11 protein-coding genes and 2 pseudogenes are annotated in these 18,879 nt (G+C 44.0%); 3 read left to right on the top strand and 10 right to left on the bottom strand.

What is annotated here, in order from left to right:
• Nucleotides 1-171 (top strand): helix-turn-helix domain-containing protein (locus RHS_RS23570; protein WP_047834533.1); only part of this gene is annotated, 171 nt, incomplete at its 5' end.
• Nucleotides 172-182: 11 nt separating this feature from the next.
• Here RHS_RS23570 and RHS_RS31790 read toward each other — a convergent pair.
• The 3 genes from RHS_RS31790 to RHS_RS23550 all read right to left on the bottom strand — a co-directional run bounded on the left by RHS_RS31790 (nucleotide 183) and on the right by RHS_RS23550 (nucleotide 11,141).
• Nucleotides 183-8,000 (bottom strand): InlB B-repeat-containing protein, encoded by a 7,818-nt coding sequence (locus RHS_RS31790; RefSeq protein WP_395023439.1) that lies wholly within the window; start codon nucleotides 7,998-8,000, stop codon nucleotides 183-185.
• A gap of 445 nt (nucleotides 8,001-8,445) precedes the next feature.
• Nucleotides 8,446-10,647, bottom strand: coding sequence for a protein translocase subunit SecDF (locus RHS_RS23555; RefSeq protein WP_047834532.1), 2,202 nt, complete (start codon nucleotides 10,645-10,647; stop codon nucleotides 8,446-8,448).
• 62 nt (nucleotides 10,648-10,709) lie between these two features.
• A complete protein-coding gene (locus RHS_RS23550) occupies nucleotides 10,710-11,141 on the bottom strand; it encodes a hypothetical protein (RefSeq protein WP_047834531.1) in 432 nt (143 codons plus the stop codon).
• Between the two features lie 240 nt (nucleotides 11,142-11,381).
• Between RHS_RS23550 and RHS_RS23545 the strand changes: the two genes are divergently transcribed.
• Nucleotides 11,382-11,828 (top strand): cupin domain-containing protein, encoded by a 447-nt coding sequence (locus RHS_RS23545; protein WP_138001819.1) that lies wholly within the window; start codon nucleotides 11,382-11,384, stop codon nucleotides 11,826-11,828.
• 126 nt (nucleotides 11,829-11,954) lie between these two features.
• Here the strand turns inward: RHS_RS23545 and RHS_RS23540 are convergent, their stop codons facing one another.
• The 4 genes and pseudogenes from RHS_RS23540 to RHS_RS31785 form a co-directional block, all read right to left on the bottom strand.
• Complete coding sequence (locus tag RHS_RS23540) at nucleotides 11,955-13,895, bottom strand: glycoside hydrolase family 127 protein (protein WP_047834530.1); 1,941 nt, start codon at nucleotides 13,893-13,895, stop codon at nucleotides 11,955-11,957.
• Nucleotides 13,896-14,057: 162 nt separating this feature from the next.
• On the bottom strand, nucleotides 14,058-14,891 hold the full coding sequence (locus tag RHS_RS23535; protein WP_047834529.1) for a carbohydrate ABC transporter permease: 834 nt from the start codon (nucleotides 14,889-14,891) through the stop codon (nucleotides 14,058-14,060).
• A gap of 1 nt (nucleotide 14,892) precedes the next feature.
• The gene (locus RHS_RS23530) at nucleotides 14,893-15,798 is read right to left on the bottom strand and encodes a carbohydrate ABC transporter permease (RefSeq protein ID WP_027295263.1); all 906 of its coding nucleotides are present in this window, start codon (nucleotides 15,796-15,798) and stop codon (nucleotides 14,893-14,895) included.
• A 21-nt stretch (nucleotides 15,799-15,819) separates the two neighbouring features.
• A pseudogene (locus RHS_RS31785) lies at nucleotides 15,820-15,954 on the bottom strand (DUF6783 domain-containing protein); the annotation flags it as partial.
• Between RHS_RS31785 and RHS_RS31780 the strand changes: the two are divergent.
• A pseudogene (locus RHS_RS31780) lies at nucleotides 15,931-16,047 on the top strand (DUF6783 domain-containing protein); the annotation flags it as partial. The pseudogenes RHS_RS31785 and RHS_RS31780 sit on opposite strands and share 24 nt — an antisense overlap.
• Before the next feature lie 4 nt (nucleotides 16,048-16,051).
• Here the strand turns inward: RHS_RS31780 and RHS_RS23525 are convergent.
• From RHS_RS23525 to RHS_RS23515, 3 genes are all read right to left on the bottom strand, one after another.
• Nucleotides 16,052-17,413 carry an ABC transporter substrate-binding protein gene (locus RHS_RS23525; protein ID WP_027295264.1) on the bottom strand — a complete coding sequence of 454 codons (1,362 nt, stop codon included), beginning with the start codon at nucleotides 17,411-17,413 and terminating at the stop codon, nucleotides 16,052-16,054.
• 114 nt (nucleotides 17,414-17,527) lie between these two features.
• Nucleotides 17,528-18,778: an extracellular solute-binding protein gene (locus tag RHS_RS23520; protein ID WP_395023438.1), complete on the bottom strand. Its 1,251-nt coding sequence runs from the start codon at nucleotides 18,776-18,778 to the stop codon at nucleotides 17,528-17,530.
• Nucleotides 18,735-18,830, bottom strand: a complete 96-nt coding sequence (locus RHS_RS23515) for a helix-turn-helix domain-containing protein (protein ID WP_395023440.1) — start codon at nucleotides 18,828-18,830, stop codon at nucleotides 18,735-18,737. The genes RHS_RS23520 and RHS_RS23515 overlap by 44 nt, the downstream gene beginning before the upstream one ends.
• Nucleotides 18,831-18,879 lie beyond the last annotated feature (49 nt).

Genomic DNA, 18,879 nt, shown 5'->3' with positions numbered 1-18,879 from the left:
CACGAGTATTTAAATAATATTCGGCTGGATTACGCTCAGTATCTGACCCGTTCTACCAACGACACACTTACCAGGATATGGATGGATGCCGGATTTGAAAGCCAGCGTACCTTTAACCGGGTCTTTAAAGAAAAGTATGGGACAAGTCCGAAGGATTACCGGCTAAAATAAAATGTTGCCGGTTATCTCCGTTCCACAATTACCCTTATTCTTTTTGTAATTTTATTGCACGTCACGGTTATATGACAGCTTCCGGCTTTCTTTGCGGTTATAATGCCTTTTTTATCAACCTTCGCTATCTTACTGTCTGACGAACGGTAATCAATTTTATCGGCAGCTGTGACCGGTTTCCTAACCACTTCTATCTTTTGCTTCTCTTTTACTTTTAAAGTAACCTTTTTCGGCACCTTGATTTTGGTTGTTTTTACCGGAGCTTTTTGAACTGTTAATACGCAGCTTGCCCTCGCTCCGCTCTTCATGAAAACGGTAATTCTTGTCTTTCCGGCTTTTATGCCTTTTATTTTTCCTTTGTGATTGACACTGGCTATTTTCTTTTTGCTGGACGTGAATTTTACAACTTTATCCGTTTTTATTTTGCTCTTAATGGTTATGGCTTTTGTTGATTTTCCTGCCTGAAGCTTAGCCTTTTTTGCAGTAAGGGAGATTTTTGGCGTTTTTACCGTTACATTCACTGTAGCCGTCCCTTTTCCTGACGTGGATACGGTAATAGTTGCCGAGCCTTTTCGGATTCCTTTAATGACTCCTGCCGAAGTAACAACTGCCACCTTTGTATTGCTTGACTTATATCCTGTTACAGCACCTGCCGCTGCATTGGCATTTACAGAGGTCTTTATTGTCTGTGTGGCGTATAAGGAATATTCCGTCTCTGTAAATGATACCTCTGGCTTTGGCTGCGGCTGCATCATTTTTTTCCACTGGGCATACAGCGTCATATCGCTGGTTACCACCGTTGCTTCTGTTACCTTTGTACCTCCGGTTTGGGCGGTAAACCAGCCCTGGAATTCATATCCTTCCCTTGTGGTGGACGGCAGGCTTCCTATGGCTTTTCCGGACTCTGTCTCTATACTTGCCGGATTTACGGCTGTTCCTCCATTTGCATGGAATGTCACAGTATGGGTTTGTGTTACCTGAATTGCTTTCCACTGTGCATAGAGATCCATATCGCTGTTCACTACCGTTGCTTCTGTTACCCTGGTACCTCCGGTTTGCGCGGTAAACCAGCCCTGGAACTCGTATCCTTCTCTTGTGGTTACTGGCAGGGTTCCTATTGCCTCTCCAGCCTCTGCCTCGGTGCTTGCCGGATTTACAGCTGTCCCTCCATTTGCATGGAATGTCACCCGGTAAATAACTGCTGGCGTCTGAAGGCCTGCAACGACCACCGTATATGGCATTACAGCTTTTTCCAGAATCGTGTTGGTTCCTTTTCTCTTTGTTACTTCCATTAATATCGTAACCGTCTGATCTGTATCTTCCCTGACAACCGTTCCATCCAGCGCTATGATGTCTGAATTGCCTGAGGCGATAATACGGGAACTGTAGGCGCCTGGCATTTCGCTTATTGGCAGATGTGTGTCCGTTAATTCAAGCCTTTCCGGAATTCCCAGATAATTCACCACATCCCTTGCAGTTTCATTCACATATGGCTGCGGCTTCAGAAGCCTGTATAGCTCCGCTTCTTTTATATTGATGCCTGCCTCCGGGTTTACCTTGAATATGACCCTGATCTTAGATGCTGTCACATCCTGTCCCAGGTCTATGGTTAATTTTTCCCCAACAATTCCCGCAGACTGGTCAACGGCTGACAGGAGGTCTTCATATTTGCCATTCTTAGCTACCTGTATCTCATATCCTTTGATCTGGGCAGCCAGAGTTTCACCTGTAATAGGTCCAAGCCCTTCTTTGATTACTAAAGTGTTAAATGTCTTTTCTCCAGCCAGTGTAAATTCTACCGGAACCTCTTTAACGCCCCTTTTCGTTGCTAATCTGGACTCCAGTGCATCGTCACCGTCTACCATTTTTTCCGGACCAAAGCCTGTGTGGCACTCTACCGACGTAGCTGCATAGGCGTCCGCCATGAGATTGATATCTGCCGGGTCTGCAGGAGCTTTCTCCACCTCTGCCTGCAGGGCCTGATCTGCGCTTTTAATCTGTTCTTCTGTAAATGCTGGATTAGCCAGCACATTTGCCGCTGCTTTTACAGCGTTTAACATTGCGGTTTTTGCTTCCGGATCTTCAGACAGTCTGCCGGAATCCAATAATTCATTTGCCTCATTTACTTTTGCCGCCAATGTTCTGGAAGCATCTCCTTTCATATTTGTCATCTCCAGAATCTCATCTGCTTCCAAAACCCTGTTATAAATCCTGAAATCATCCGCAACGCCTTTAAAAGCGTTTGTCTTGCTTCCCAGAACTGACGTAGGCAGCATCAGTGTCTCAAAATAGGTGGGGATAAAATTGGGCTGTCCGCTTGGCTTGGCAAAGTTAGAATCGAAATTTAAGTTTGGCCATGGCTTGTCTTTTAATTCATCTATGAAGATTCCGTTTGCATATAATTTTACGCCATAGGCATCCCCTGTGAGAGCAATATGGGTCCACCTGCCTTCCGGTAAACGATAATGAAAATAATGGTCATAATTCCCTACCGAATAGCCTATTTTACCGGTTTTGCCCTGCTTCAGCTTAAGCGTTCCCGTCTTTCCTTCCATAAGGACTGCATCTGCGGCATTGCCCTCATCCGGATTGATCCACATTCCTACCGTCCAGTCAAAGCCTGTAGAGTCCACATCCGACTCAATATAGCTGTCTTTGCCGTTAAATCGAATTCCGGTTCCGTCCTTCCCTTGTGCGTCGCTTCCTACATTTACCGGATCTAATTGCATATCTGTCTGATTGGATATATCATCTTCCTCTCCCAGATCCAGGATCTTGTCCTTGGTAAACCTGTTGTTCCGGTACAGGAAATCACTTCCGGGCGCATCTCCAATGATTTCTCCAAGCCGTTTAAACTCCGTGTAATTCATGGATGCATTACTTTCATCCACTGACCAGGATTTCTGGGCTATGGCTGGTATATTATACTGGATACGGAAGCTGATATCACCAGTTGATATTCCATTTCCAATCCAGTCATTCCATACTGCAAACTGTCCGCCCACTACTCTCGGGTGGCCCTTGGGAGCGGGCGCTCTGTCTCCGGAGAAGCTGATATCCCATGCCCGGTTGTCATTTGGAAGCCATGTGTTATACAAATGTTCCCCTCTTCCATACTGATTTACATACCATCCACCTCCGGGAACGATATAGGTCTCCATTTCATCCATCGTCAGCACCCGGTATCCTGCCTCCAATGCCTTTAGCGCCTCTGAATAATCCCAATACCAGGCATACATTAAGGCATCTGTAGTAACTGGCGTCGTTCCGGCGTTCTCTCTTAAGCATCCCCAGAATGCCGGTTCTTTTCCCCGGTTCTTCACATGCTGCAGGAGCTGGTCTATATATCCGCGAAAAGCTTCTCTATATCTGGCTCTGTCTGACTCCGGAAGGCCGTTCGTTTTATATTCGTCTGTTCCTACATTTACTTCGGGACCAATGAAAACCTCTTCCTTACCATCCTGAGGCAGAATATATTCATCAAATAAAGCCTTGACCTTTTCTAAAACCTGAGGGTTTGTAACATCCAGATATTTTGCATTGTCCTCCCGGGCCAGCTCCGGCCAGACTCTGGTAAATGCAAGAGAGTGCCCTGGTGTATCGAATTCCGGAATGACATTTATCCCCAGATCAACGGCATCATACTGGAACTCCCTGAATTCATCCTTGGTATAGGACCCATCTTCTGCCGTGAGTCCAGGCACATTGCTTTCCAGACGAAATGCAGAATAGCGTTCCTGTCCCAGCTCCAGATTACCCCAGTTTTCACAGTCGTTCAGATGTACGGAAAATGTATTCATCTTATACCATGCCATCTGCTTTAAGGTATCCTCCAGGTATTCAAGCGGCAGATAGATACGTGCCGCATCCAGCATGTATCCCCGCTTCTCATAAGCCGGATAATCTCTGCATATTCCCCTTGGAAGGCTCAATGCCGTATTCTGCTTTAAGATCTGCAGGATCGTGATTCCACCATATAAAATGCCTGTCTTCTGAGGCGCCCTTACAATTACGGAATCATCGTCTCCATTTTGCCCGCCAAATTCTATCATATATCCTTCAGCCCCAAGTGATACCGGAGCGCCCTGGGCTGTAAAATAAATATCTGCCGTACCCGGTTCCTGATCCGTTACAATCGGAAGGTCAAGACCGGTCTGTGCCTTCAGATCTTCCTTAAACATATTCACCTGGGTATAGAAGTTGTCTGTCTTACTCAGGTTTTCTTTTACATGCGCAGCATCATCTTGTCTGAAGCTCTCTGAGTCCACAACAATTCTGGAGGTATTGGTGAGCTTGATCTCCCCGCTTGCGCCCTTCCATTCTCTTAAAGCAGGAATTACCCCGGGCTTTTCGTTGCTTCCGGACACAAAATCTTCCATCGGCGCCGCTGGAATTGTAATCTGCGCATTTACATTTGTCTCCAGGACCTCTCCGGTTGCCCGGTTAGTCAGCTTGTAGAGCAGGTTCACCGTAACATCCTCCAGTGGCCTGGTCACAGAATTATCCAGTCCAACCACCTCTTTGCGGTCAGACCCAAAGAGTTCAATCTCCCAGCCGTCTGCCACTTTAGGCAGCGTGATATGTGTGTCTCCCTGCTTCCAAGCAGGAGGTACGTGAAAGCTCCTGTCCGGAGGCGTCACCGGGCCGCCGTCTTCTTTCCATCGGTATACATAGAATTCTGCTGCGGTAATAAGATTTTTTCCAGACGAATCACTTACCGCATCATATGCCCGGATTTGTATCCTCCTAGCATTTACTTTTTCAAAAGTGATTGATTTCAGCGTACTGTCTCCTTCCCAATAACCGATTCCACGTGGTATGGGTAAAAATTCCCCATCTTCCGTTTTACTGTAGAACAGCCTGTATTTTGTAATGGTGCCATTATTCTGGTCCTGCCTTGGCAGATACTCCAGTTTCTGTATGTTATAGTTTCCACCCAGATCTATGGTAAATCCGTTTCTTAACCCTTCTTCAAAGTCTGGCTGCATTGCTGCCGTTCCTGACCAGTTGGAATGCCAGTAAGTATTGCTGTTTCCATCGATGGCACAGGATGACGGCCCCTCGTCCTCCTCAACACTTTCCGCTTCTGCGGTGAAACCGGAAGCGTCCATTTTAATCAGCTCCTTTTCCGGAACTACCGGCTGACTCTCCTTAAATACTTTAAAATAATCAAGATTTAAGTTTGTTCCGCTGGAGCTTGGATTCTTCATTCCCGATCTTTCTATTTTAATGGTATGAGTTCCGCTTTCGGCAAATGTCCGGGTAAATGCCATCCTTCCAAATGTCTCCTTCCCCTCATACTGGTCATCAGTGGCCGCCTTCTGTCCATCCAGATAGATATTTGCAACTCCTGCTGCCCCTCCGCTCTTGGTATATACAGAAATCGCTTTACCCGTAAAGGTGTATTCCGCTGACGCCCCATCCTCATCAGAACTGATGTGGAATCCGCCATGCGCACCGCCTGGATTAGTTTTGAATGCTGCGTGTTTGCTGACGCGTTCATCCTCTCCCTCCACATATTCGATTGTGAAATCATCAAATTCCGAAGGCTCTCCCGAAACCTCGGTGATATCGCTGAAGTCCTCATATTCTGTTTTTTCTACAGACACTCCATTGTATACACCGATATTAGGCGCTTCCCCAGCCGTTACAGGATTCCCATACAGATCCTCTTTCACACCGTCTTCCATCACTGTCCCGGCATTTAAAGCCTGGGAAGCGTGAGCCAGCATCGCCGCTGCCATGGCCTCTTCTATTCCTTTTGGAAGATACTGATCTCCATCCTTTTCCACAAGGACTCCAGCCAGCCCTGGCATTGTCACGGAGATATTTTCATTTCCAGACGGCTCATCCTGAGGATGCACCCCCGCAAAAAGGTTATGGTTAAATATGGTTTTAGATCCCACATCATAAGCATCCGTTTTATTTTTCATTCCTTTATTTACCAGATAGAAGATGTTGTTCTCAAAGGCTATCTCATCTCCTTTATAAACCGGACGGACTGTCCTGGTGTTGAAAAATGTATTATTGTATACCCTGGCAGATTCAATTTTAGTTTTCGCATCCTCACCAACGCAGACTACAATTGCCTGGTGGGGTGCATAATTATGGGTATCATTTACACTCAGATTGTAGCGGATCGTATTATTGCGGTTATAGGAGTTTGTCCTCACATGAAGCATTGTGCCCCCGCCCACATTGTTATGGGTATAATTATACTGGATAACGCCATTTTCCGTCATATCATCCAGATTAAAAGCCATCCCATCCATAGTATTCTGTCCGTTACAGACTTCATTGTACTGGAATACCATATCATTGGCACGGTCACACCAGATTCCGCAGCCATAACCTTCGGTAGTCTGCTGGAATGTATCTACTTTATTATGCTCCACCAGCGCCCCATCTGTATAAAGGGGAACAATACCTGCCCTCTGTACATTAGTGATGCTGTTTCTGCGGATAACAACATTTTTATGCCGGTAATCCCGGTTATCCATTTCACCTTTCACATTTGTGGTAGTAATTCCATTGGCGTCACAGTTCTCAATATTGTTTCCCTCAATCAGGACATCGTCAAATATTGTTGGTTCACTGTCTGATATTTTTCCCGGATTTGTTTTATCAGACGCATTATTTTCCCTGCCTGTATAACTGCAGAAATTTATGCCGCCTGTACGGTGAGTCGTCCTGGAACCAAAAAAGGTCGTTCCGCCGCCCACCGGGTCCACATCCCAGATGCTGTCCTGACCACGGTATCCCCTTACGTTAAATATTTCACAATTTTTAATATAAATATGGCGGAATATGCCGCCCCCACTGGCCTCTATGCGGATGCCGCTCCTTTCACGGTTTGCTGTATCCTCATCCCAGTTTGTAACTTTTAAATCAGAAATTTCCCAATACTGGCTGTTGTGGAGATAAACAGCAGCCGCAGCTTCACCAAAAGGCCCTTCTGCACCATACTCCTGCTGGCCGCCATATCTTCCATCGCCATCAATTAATGGTTTTTCTCCTTCTCCGTATGCATCCAGCAGAATCGGCTTATCCGCCGAACCGGAACCCTTTGGGTAAAGCAGACCTCTGAATACAGAACCGCGTTTGATATAGATATGATCTCCCGGGGCAAACTCCCTCCGGTTAATTTCAATAAGGGTGTTAAAAGGCGATTCCTGTGATCCGTCGCCGTTTTGGGCAGCTTCAGAATCCAGATAATAATCCGTATCACCAGGTGATACAATGGTGTCCCCGACTTCTTCCTCTTCACATTGAATTACTTCAAAATAATCAAAATTAAACCATGGGCTGCCGTTAATTCCATTGGGGTTCTCGTCTGCAGCCGTCAGCACAATTGTATGCTCTGCATTTTTTTCACTTAAATTTAGTGCCTCGTATGTCTTAGACTGAAACTCCGGACTCCCACTTACATACTCATCTGCTTTCCCATGAAGCTCTCCATCAATGTCGACCCGCAGGACACCTGCGCCGCTTCCCTTTTTAGCATAGAAGCGAATGCCTGTCCCTGTAAAGGTAAGGGTTACAGAAGCCCCGGCTTTCTGGGTTCTGATATGCTTCCCGCCATGAGATGCGCTATCGGTATCATCCGAAAAATCTCCCGGCTCATTTAACTGCGCATTTTCTGCCTCTACGATGAGAGTCCGCTCTTTTCCATTTGGATTGCCCGCCCTGGCTTCATCTGCTGTATTTTCTGGGATTTCATTATAAGATCTTCCTTCTGCACCTGCCGAAATGATAAAACTGCTAAGACTTAGCGTGACCGCTAAGAAGATTGATAAGATTCTTTTCCATAGTTTTAGTCTTTTCCCCATCCTGATACCTTTTGTATATTGCAGGAAAGCCCCGCAATACCGCCACGATATACTAGAGTGTGTTTAACACGCTCTAAGCTAAAAGAATTCTGTTGTGGCTCCTTTCTTTTTTTAATTTCTTTCAGCCTGATCCCCCTTGAATCATTGTTATATTTAAATTATGCTCTTGCATTCTTCCAATGCTGCGAATCATTCAGATGCCTTCCTGCTACCGCTCCTCACCCCTTTACCATAATTATTTCTGAATTTTCGCCTGCATAAGAACATACCTCATTAGTCTTATAAAAACAAAAAAAACCAATTTTAAGAAGAATATTTTCTTCCTAAAATTGGTTTTGCCTGCTTAACAGTAACAACCCATCGGTAAATTCAGTTTATTTGGATTTATTATACCGATTATTCTAATTAATGTCAATTAGATTCTTGAATTTTTCTCATCTGATTTTTATTTCTTTTTTCCCTTGCTCGTTTCGATCTTATCATTCTTCTTTGCACGGAACTCTTTCCAGGTTACCCAAAGTGGTCCTGCAATGCATACAGAAGAATAACATCCGCTGATGATACCTACCAGCAACGGCAATGAGAACACACGGATAGATTCTATATGGTAAATCAGGGCAAATATGAGAACGATTGCAACACAGATAGCGGTTGTGCATGCTGTCTTTACCGAACGTCCGATAGTCTCAGTTATGCTTCGGTCTACCAGTTCACACAAAGTTTCTTTTTTGCTGCCCGCCTTATTCCGGATGTTTTCCCGGATTCTGTCATAGAGTACAATGGTGTCGTTAATGGAATACCCGATAATGGTCAGGGTAACCGCCACGAACGCATCATTTACCGGGATCTTAAATACTCCAAAAACGAAGAATACCAGAATGACATCATGTATAAGTGCAATTACTGCAGATACACCAGCCGATAACCCGGACAGGGATTTGAAACGCACCCATATATAAGCAATAATAAACAATGCGGATAATACAATTGCAATTACTGAATTATTTAACGCTTTTGCCCCGATATAAGGCTCTACAGCAAAGGTTTCCGATAATTCATAGGATGTATCGCCAAGTTTGTTAATTTCTTCTGTGACTTTCTTCTGATCATCCGGATTGATACCTTCATTTCCTGCAAGGGTCAGCACTAACTTTTTGTCACCCGTAGCGGAGTCCTGGGAGGTCTGTACGCTTACAGGCCTGTTCAAAGCAGCGTTTACCGCATTGCCGATCTTTTCTGTATCTGTTTCGCCGGAATATGTATATTTCAGTATAACGCCTCCGGTAAACTGTGTATCCAGTTTTACTCCATTTACTCCGGTGATTACAGCTCCGATAATCAATACACATGCTGTGAATATAAATACCCATTTTCGTTTTGCTGCAAAACGGATCATTTTACGGTCTTTTTTCTTACGGAACAATTTTACTTTATCAAATATATCATAGCGTATTACAGATTCCAGCATAAATCTGGACATCCACACACCAGCTGCCAGGTTGATGATCACACCTGTAAACAACGTATATCCAAAACTCAGCATTGTACCGGAACCAAACATCATTAAGATTAATGCCACTGCAGCTGTAGTCAGATTGCCGTCCAATACCGACGAGAATGCGTTTTGATAACCTTTTTTAACAGCCGCACGGATACTTGAACCGTCTCTCAATTCCTCACCAATTCGTTCACTGATGATAATGTTGGCATCCACAGCCATACCAACAGAAAGGATCAGACCGGCGATACCAGGCAGGGTCAGCGTATACTGCGGAAATGAAAGTGCCAGTATCTGCAGGCACATCTGGAATATAAGGGTCAGACAGCTGATGAATCCGGGCAGTCTGTAAATACTGATCATAAATATGATAACTAATAACAGGGCTACTATAGAAGCTGTTACCATTGCCTTCAGTGCCTGACTTCCAAGTGAGGGACTGATGGTATTATAGTTACTTGTCTTCATGGAAAATGGAAGTGCACCTGAATTTATTTTATCGGATAATGACTTTGCTTCATCGCTGTTCGCCATACCGTTAATAATTGCTTTACCACCAGTAATTGCCTGCTGTACCTTAGGATTAGAGATCATCTGTTCATCCATATAGATGCCCATCTGTTTGCCCACCAGCTCCTGAGTTGCCTTGGCAAATGCCTCCGCTCCAGTCTTATCAAACTGCAGTTCTACTACATATTCTCCTGTTTCCTGATCCCTTGTTACGGAGCTGTCTGACACATTTTCTCCTTCTACAAGTACATTGCCGTCAGGATCCCGGAAGGTAAGCTTCGCTGTTTCGCCCAATTCAGAGATTGCAGATTCTGGATTAAAGTCTTTTTCATCGGATTTCCATGGGAAACGCACGATAATATGACCTTCACTTTTATCCACCGTAACTTCACGGTCCGTAATATTTTCTGCATCCAATCTGCTTTCAATAACATTACGTGCCGATTCCATCTGCTTTTCTGTGGGAACACCGGTAACTCCAACCGGTTCAAATACTGCCTCAACACCGCCCCGGATGTCAATTCCAAAACGCATGTCCTGAATCCCTTTTACTTCCTTGCCCGCTCCAAAAATAGTAAGCAAAAGAAAGGCTGCGATAAGGGCTAACGCAAACCAAATATGATTTTTTTTATTTTTCAAAGTACGATCCTCCTGATTATCTTCTTTTTGTGAATTTCACTTCTTAAATTTTTAATGAAATACTAAAAGATAACAGTACGTTTCTTTCCATCGGATTGGTGTAAGATATGAACCTGACTGATCAGAATACATGAAAATGTAAGACAAATAGACAGTATCCAGAACAAACTGCTCCGTGCGCTGCCCAATAAGACATTTGTTGCAATATACAATAAAACCGCCAGTACGCTTCCGTTAAACTGCCTTTGGTTATTCCGTTCTTCCACAAAATTCGTAATTCCCTGTGTCAGTACTTTTTCCTGGATTCCAGCCGGAGCATCTGCCGGTGTAAGCTTCGCAAAAATGCGGGGCTGGCCATAAGTGTAACCGGATCCACCGGCGTCAGCAGTCGCACTGGTTCCTGCGCCGGTTACAAGATGGGCTTCTGCCTTCACGTAAAAAAGGAGTCCAAGAAAAAAGAGTGTAAAAATAAACATGATGATATTCTTTTTCATGGGGCTCCCTCCTTCATAATCCGCAAATCGCAGCGTGCAGCTGCCGGAAAGCAATTTAATCTCGCTCAAAGCATATAGGCTTATTATATTTTATTTTAATCTGAATTGCAATTCTTTTCCCACTAAAAACCAGTTTTGTAGCCAGTTTATGTAACCAGTTTTCCTGCAATTCTAACATAAATTCACATTCACAATGAAATTACATATTTTAATATAGAAACCTGATTGGAGAATCTTCTTATGAATAATAATTGCTGTATGAGGCAGACCGATTATGGTCCTAACCCCTGTATATTGAGAGTTGAGGAAATGGCAGAGCAAAATAAAAACTTCCGTACCGCAGTGTGGACGGGATGCCATGTACAAATGACATTAATGTGTATCCCTCCATGTGAGGATATTGGCTGGGAAATGCATCCTGATACGGATCAGATTATAAGAGTCGAACATGGGAAAGCCATTGTAATGATGGGTTCCTGCAAAGGCCGGCCGGAATTTCAAAATGAAATGTGCCCCGGAGATGCTGTATTTATACCTGCCGGAACCTGGCATAATATTATGAATCCCGAAAGATGTCCTTTAAAGCTTTCATCCGTTTATGCACCTCCCAGGCATCCATGGGGAACCGTACACCAGACGAAGATGGACGCTAACAAGCGTGAGAACAACGCTTCCTGCCAGTGGTAATTCCAAATAAATCTGTATTGAAATTGTCCGCTGTAGAGCGTGTTTGAAAATTGCTTTCGAAGCGCATTTTGAAAGAGCTGAGTCAAATATTTGTCTCAGCTCAATGTCTAATACTTTCGTATATAATTATAAAATCTCTCTCACCCAGACTAACATTTCTCCGGTAATCCGGTTTCCCCAGTATGCATACGGTACAAAAGTCAATGCTGCGTCTTCCATCTTTGGCGCACATTCCTTATACAGCTCTCCCTCTTTCCACTCATCTGATACAAGCCTTTTGCCCTGTGCTCTTATTACGGTTACTCCTCCCAGGAGATCCGGTTCAAAGTGTTCCTTAAGTGCTATGCCGGAATCCAGGAACAGGCCTGGCAGATTATTTCCATTGTCTGTTTCCTCCAGACAATACACGCAAGGTCCTTTCATGACTGCAACTTTTCCGGTATCCGCTTTTACAAGTGGATTTGCATGGAGAAGCCGCGGCTCCATGGAGAATTTCATTGTAAGTTCCATCTCTTTTCTGTCTACTGTGAAAAATGCATATCCCTTTTCTGTTTTATCCGGCATGATCTTTTCGCTGCCACTATAGAAAACGGCATCTTTTGTGTATTCCGGAATGCGGACTGCCAGAGAAACCTTTACATTTTCCTGGTTTTCTATGTGGATAGTCGTCTTGCCTTCATTTGGGAATCTGGTTTCCTGTTTCATCTGTATACAGCCAGACTCCAGTTCCTGCTGAACCTCACTTGTGACAAACAGGTTCACCCATACCGTATCCCCCTGTGTGCTGTAGATATACTGTCCCAGGGATGCCAGTGTCCGGGCAATATTCGGCGGGCAGCATGCTACTCCAAACCATTTCTGCCTTACCGGCTTTACATGTTCCTTGGAAGTTCTGGGCATACAAGCATCCGGCCAGACTTCTAACGGGTTTACGTAAAAGAAACTGCGGCCATCAAGGGCGATCCCCGCCAATATGGTATTATAAAGGGCGCGTTCCACTTCCTCCATATACTTGCCGTCTCTGGTGATCTGGTTCATACGCTGCCCAAAGAGTGCAAGACCGATAGATGCGCAGCTCTCAGAATAATTGTATTCATTCGGCAGGTCATAATCTGTCGTAAAGCGCTCCAGGATTCCCGATGAGCCAATACCTCCCGTAATGTACATACGCTTACTCACCATATTGTTCCACAGGGTCTCACAGGCTTCCATCAGTGAATCATCCTGATACTCATAAGCCAGATCAGCCATTGCACAGTACATGTATACGGCACGAACGGCATGCCCTTCTGCTGTTTTCTGGTCACGCACCGGAATATGGGACTGGGAATACTTTGTATCATAATCTGCAAATTCCGGAAAAATCCGTTTATGTCCGTCCTTTTTCATTTCTTTTAGAAAATAGTTCTCACCCACGCCTCTGATATCGATAAAATACTTAGCCATATCCAGATATCTGCGTTCCTTTGTAATACGAAACAGTTTAATCAGACCAATTTCCACTTCCTGATGTCCGGGATATCCATGGATTTTACCCTCTTCTTCCCCAAATGTCTCACAGATCAGATCTGCAAATTTGCACATACAATCCAGAAACTTCCTCTTTCCCGTTCCTTCATAATAAGCTGCAGCCGCCTCCATCAAATGGCCCGCTGTATACAGTTCGTGTCCTTCACAGAGGTTGCTCCAGCGTTTGTCCGGCTCTTTTATCGTAAAATAAGTATTGATATAACCATCCTCACACTGTGCATCTGCTATTAAATCTATCACTTCATCTGCAGTAGCTTCCAGTTTTTTATCTGGATTGCATGCCAGTGAAAATCCTACTGCTTCCAGCCATTTTGCAATATCCGTATCCTGAAATACCGCGCCGTAAAAGTCTCCGCTGTTTTTCCCTGCTGCTATTTTGAAATTCTCCAGGCAGTGGCTGGACTCGGCATCCGCCACCCGGTCATTCATGATCTCCCACTGATAAGGGATTATTACATTTCTCACCAGGTCCACGTGTCTGGACCAGAATTCATCACTTATTTTAATATTCTTTAAATCCAATGATTTTAGTTTCATTCATTTTCCCATAATATACTGCAGTGCTCCTGCAATACAGCCACTATAAAACAGGTTGAAAGAACTACCGTGGCTTCCTTTCTGCATCAAATTTTCTATCAACATCAGTACCTTGTTATTCGTGTATTTTGTTATTCGTGTATTTTGTTATTCGTGTATTTTCTAAGCCTTAACAGCACCATTCGTAAGTCCGCTGACAATATATTTCTGCATAAAGATAAAGATTAAAATAACCGGGAAAATTGCAATAATACCAAATGCCATGGTGGAGTTCCATAAGGTCTGATACTGTTGTACATAATTGTAAATACTGGATGTAATCGGTCTCTTATTCGGGTCTGTAATAAAGGTAATTCCGTAGATCAGATCGCCCCATGCATATACAAAGGAAAATACGGCAGCTACCACTACGCCCGGTTTTGCAATAGGAAGCATGATTTTTACAAATGCAGTAAGATGTCCGCAACCATCTATTTTTGCTGCCTCATCCAGCTCTTTCGGTATGGAGAGGAAATAGGTTCTTAGGATAATAACGGAAAATGGAATACCAAGTGTTGCATCTGCCAGTATCGGCGCCATGTATGTATTTAAAAGTTTTGCGCCTGAGAACATGATGTACAGGGATGTTAATACTAACGTGGAAGGAAGCATCTGTGTAATTAAGAAAAGAAGGATTATAATCTTTTTTCCTCTGAATTTAAACCTTGCCAGTCCGTATGCTGCCGGAATTGCCAGTATGGTGGAAATTGCCATTGCCCCAAATCCGATTATTGCACTGTTTTTGAACCCTCTAAGCGTATCACTGGAAGCGGATAACTGCTTTTGGAATGCTTCGAATGTCAGCTCTTTCGGCCAGAGAGGCGTCGGTATCTGGAAGATTTCTACCTGCGATTTTAATGCGGTAACCAGCATCCAGTACAGTGGAAATATAAAAATAACAAATACGATTGCTCCGATTATTAATAAGATAATTTTATTTTTCGTCTCTTTTTTCATGTTACATCACCTCGTCATCATCAATAGTCCTGATGTAGAAAAATCCTACAAACAGCAAAATCAAGAACAGGATATTCGATGCTGCCGCACCCTTACTAAACTGAAACTCTTCAAAGGAAAGCCGGTATGCATAAGTGGAAACCAGTTCCGTAGCATTTACCGGTCCGCCTTTTGTCATTACCCATACAAGGTCAAATACCTTGAAGGTGTATACAAATCCCAGTGTCAGCACCGACATAATTGCCGGTTTGATCATTGGCACTGTTATATGAAATAAGGTCTGCCGTTTGGAAGCACCGTCCAAACTGGCACTCTCGTAAATTTCGGTTGGAATAGTTGTTAATCCCGTCAGAATTAACATCATATTAAATGGGATACCGATCCAGATGTTGGCTACTACAATTGCCACCATAGCGGTATTTCCATTAAGCAGCCATTCTATGGGTTTATCCAGAATACCTGCGGATGTAAGGAACTGATTAATAATTCCGCCATTTAACTGGAACATAAATTTAAACAAAAGTCCTGCTACCGTTACCGGTAAAAGCCAGGATATCATAGTCACCCCACGGAAAAAGGAGCAGCCTGGAAATTTTTTATTAAACAACAATGCAAGTCCAAATCCGATTACAAACTGAAAAAATATAGAAGCAAGTGTAAAAATTAATGTATTGCCGATAGATTTCATTAAAATAGAATCGGCTCCGCTGAACAAATCAACATAATTCTGCAACCCCACAAAACTCTGGGAAGCCGTATCTGCAAATGTATAAACATCTACATTTTTAAAACTTAATAACAGGTTCTTTACCATGGGGTACCCTATCAGCACCATCATATAAATCAAAGCGGGAAGTGCAAATATAACTCCCAGGTAAGCCGGTGTCTTTTTTTTACCATGTCTCACGTTAATCCCTCCTCATATCTTTTAAAAAGGGACTGTCGGAAGCAAGTCTACCAGGCAGTCCCTAGAGCGTGTTTGAAAATTCATTCCTGCCATCTGCACGCCCCACTTTGCGGCATATTTGCCCCGAATTCAGGTTACGTAGCCCGCTACGCGCCCTTCATCCGGAACAAATCTCCCACAAACTGTGACGCACAGGTGCCAGAAAGCAATTTTAAAACATGCTCTAGAGCGTGTTTAAACACGCCCTAATATTTTATTTTACTGCGTCTACAGCAGCCTGTGTACTGTCTGCTGCCTCCTCAGGCGTCTTTGCACCTGTCATAACTTCCTGGAATCCATTCTGGATTGCAGATGAATAAGATGGCCAGGATGCGGATGGTCCTCTTGGGATTGAAGTCTCAAGCTGAGTAATAAATGCTGCCTGAATCGGATCATCTGTCCAGTAAGAATCCTGTGCTGCTTCCGTTTTTGGAGGGAAGGAGCCATATTTCTTCATTGCATCGATCATAACTTCATTTTGGTCATAGTATTTCATGAAAGCAACTGCACCTGCGGTATCGTCTTTTTTCACAACGCCCATATTCTCACCGCCGAGGATTGATGTTGCCTGACTGGAATCTTTATCAAATTTCGGTAATACTGTTACGCCATAGTTTAAGTCCGGAGCATCTTTTTCGATACCTGGGATCTGCCATGGTCCATTCTGCTGCATTGCAATGTTTCCGGCCATAAAGTTGTTATTAACATCAGACTGTGTCCAGTTTACACATTCTTTTGTCCAGGAACCTGCATCAATCATTTCTTTCATTAAATCGTAAGACTTTACGCCGCCCTTAATATCGGTGTAAGTGCCGCCTGCTGTGTACAGCCACTGCAGACACTGGAAGGTACCTTCATCTGTACCAACTGCTGCATTACCAAATCCGGTTACGCCGTCTTTTGTTAACTTTGCTGCCATATCCTTGAAATCATCCCATGTGGTGTTTTCATCGGGATAAGTTACGCCTGCTGCATCAAATAAATCTTTATTATAGAATAATGCGGTACAGTTTGTTGCAAAAGGAATGCCATAGTGTTTGCCGTCCATCATCGTGGATTCCATTGGACCCTTCAGGTAATCATCCCACGCAATTGATGCATCGGATACATCCGCCATAAGTCCCAATTGAATGAAAGAAGCCATACTGCATCCGTCCATGATAACCAGATCCGGTAATTCACCGGAAGCAAGTCCTAAAGTAAGCTGTTTCTGATAATCCGCAAACGGCACATATGTATGTGTAGCCGTAAACTCACTCTGTGATGAATTAAATCCATCTATCAAAGTCTGCATCATTTCCTTCTGGGCATCTGTCTCAAAATAATCCCAGATCACAACCTCTTTCTTTTCACCGGTGGAAGCTGCTGCAGTTTCTGCCTGGGTCTCTGCCTGGGTTTCAGCCGCTGCTGTCTCCTTCGGTGCATCCGTTCCTGCTGTCTCAGCTGCAGTCGTCCCTGTTGTTTCACCTTTTGCTGCTTCGGTGGTTCCGGATGATGAGCTTCCTCCACATCCTGCTGCCATTGTACAAACCATCGTTGCCGCAAGAGCCATTGCCGTAAGTTTCTTTAGTTTCATGATAAAAACCTCCCTTATATTTGACTCCAGTATCTTTCCTGGTAAGTACATTATAAGAGAGGTTCCTTTAAAGATTAATTCTAATATTTTAATAATGGTGGATAATTCTTGGATTTAATTTTCAGGCAGCATATCCACCGCTTCTTCCGGGGTTTTTTCCTTCGACACCATCTGATAAAAGCTCTTTGGTATCTGCTTTGAGATAGCAGACCATGAAGGTATGGAAGTCCTTGCAACCGCTTTTTCCATCTGTTCTTCAAAGACCCGCAGCTGTTCGTCTTTCTTAACCACCTTTTTTGCCTTTTTGATTTTAGCCGGCAGGGATCCGGTCTTTATGCAGAAGGATTCCATAACTTCCCCGTTCATACAGTACTGGAAAAATTTCAGGGAACCTTCTACATTTTTCCCTTTAATAAAACCAATATTTTCACCGCCGGTAATCATACTGCTCACCCGGTTCACCGGCAGTTTGGTGATTCCATAAGAGATGCCTGCTTCCTGAAGCATCGATAATATCCATGGCCCGTTTTCAATCATTGCCGCTTCGCCTGCTATGAATTTTCTGGCAACATCGATCTGTGTCAGATTGATGCATTCATTTGACATGCTTCCTTCCTCCACCATACTATCTAAAAATACAAAAGCTTCCTTTGTCTTTTCACCTCCGATTTGATCCGGATTTTCTCCGGCTGATAAAATCCATGGCAGGATCTGGAATGCCCCCTGTTCAGAATCAACCGCGGACATTAAAAATCCTTTGCGCTCTCCCACTGTGAGCTCTTTCGCCGCAGTCTTTAATTCTTCCCAGGTACCCGGCGGTTCCACCCCGGCTTCCTTTAACATCTCCTTATTATAAATCAATCCCAGGTTATTGCAGATAAATGGAATACCATAATATCTTCCATCCAGGCTTACCGTTTCTACTGCCGCCTTATAATATTCTTCTTCCAGCTTCCAGGATTCTATCTGCTGTGTGATATCCTCAAATACACCCAGGCGTATAAATACCGGCATGTCGGGATTATCAATAAGAACCATATCCGGCAGGCTTTGCTCTGTATATGAACGGGAAAGTTGTTTGTCAAAATCGGTCATGGGGACATACTTCCAGGAAGCACGGTACTGGGTCTGGGACTGGTTGAACCCGTTTACAAGGTTATCCAGACCGCTTCTCTGGGCATCGGTCTCATAATAGGACCAAAGAACCAGTTCCTCCCTTGCCTTGCTTTCCTCCTGCCCGTCACTTTCCTGGTTCCTGCAGCCTGCCATCTGGACTGCCATCAGTAAAATAAGAAAATAACTGCAGGCTTTTCGTCTTCTATTATGACTGCCTGTAATCCCCCGGCGAGACTCCGACCTCTTCACGAAAAACCCTGTTAAAATATTTCGGGTCACCATATCCAACCTCATTTGCCACTTCATAGATCTTGAGCTCACTTCCTTTCAGCAGCCGTTTCGCCTGGCTG

This window comes from Robinsoniella sp. RHS, assembly GCF_001029355.1.
Classification (GTDB): domain Bacteria; phylum Bacillota; class Clostridia; order Lachnospirales; family Lachnospiraceae; genus Robinsoniella; species Robinsoniella peoriensis.
This window is presented reverse-complemented; position numbering and strand designations above follow the sequence as displayed.

What these genes read in the sequence shown, in the direction of transcription:
- RHS_RS31790 (WP_395023439.1), bottom strand. Translation starts at nt 8,000, where the DNA reads ATGGGGAAAAGACTAAAACTATGGAAAAGAATCTTATCAATCTTCTTA.
- RHS_RS23550 (WP_047834531.1), bottom strand. Translation starts at nt 11,141, where the DNA reads ATGAAAAAGAATATCATCATGTTTATTTTTACACTCTTTTTTCTTGGA.
- RHS_RS23545 (WP_138001819.1), top strand. Translation starts at nt 11,382, where the DNA reads ATGAATAATAATTGCTGTATGAGGCAGACCGATTATGGTCCTAACCCC.
- RHS_RS23540 (WP_047834530.1), bottom strand. Translation starts at nt 13,895, where the DNA reads ATGAAACTAAAATCATTGGATTTAAAGAATATTAAAATAAGTGATGAA.
- RHS_RS23535 (WP_047834529.1), bottom strand. Translation starts at nt 14,891, where the DNA reads ATGAAAAAAGAGACGAAAAATAAAATTATCTTATTAATAATCGGAGCA.
- RHS_RS23525 (WP_027295264.1), bottom strand. Translation starts at nt 17,413, where the DNA reads ATGAAACTAAAGAAACTTACGGCAATGGCTCTTGCGGCAACGATGGTT.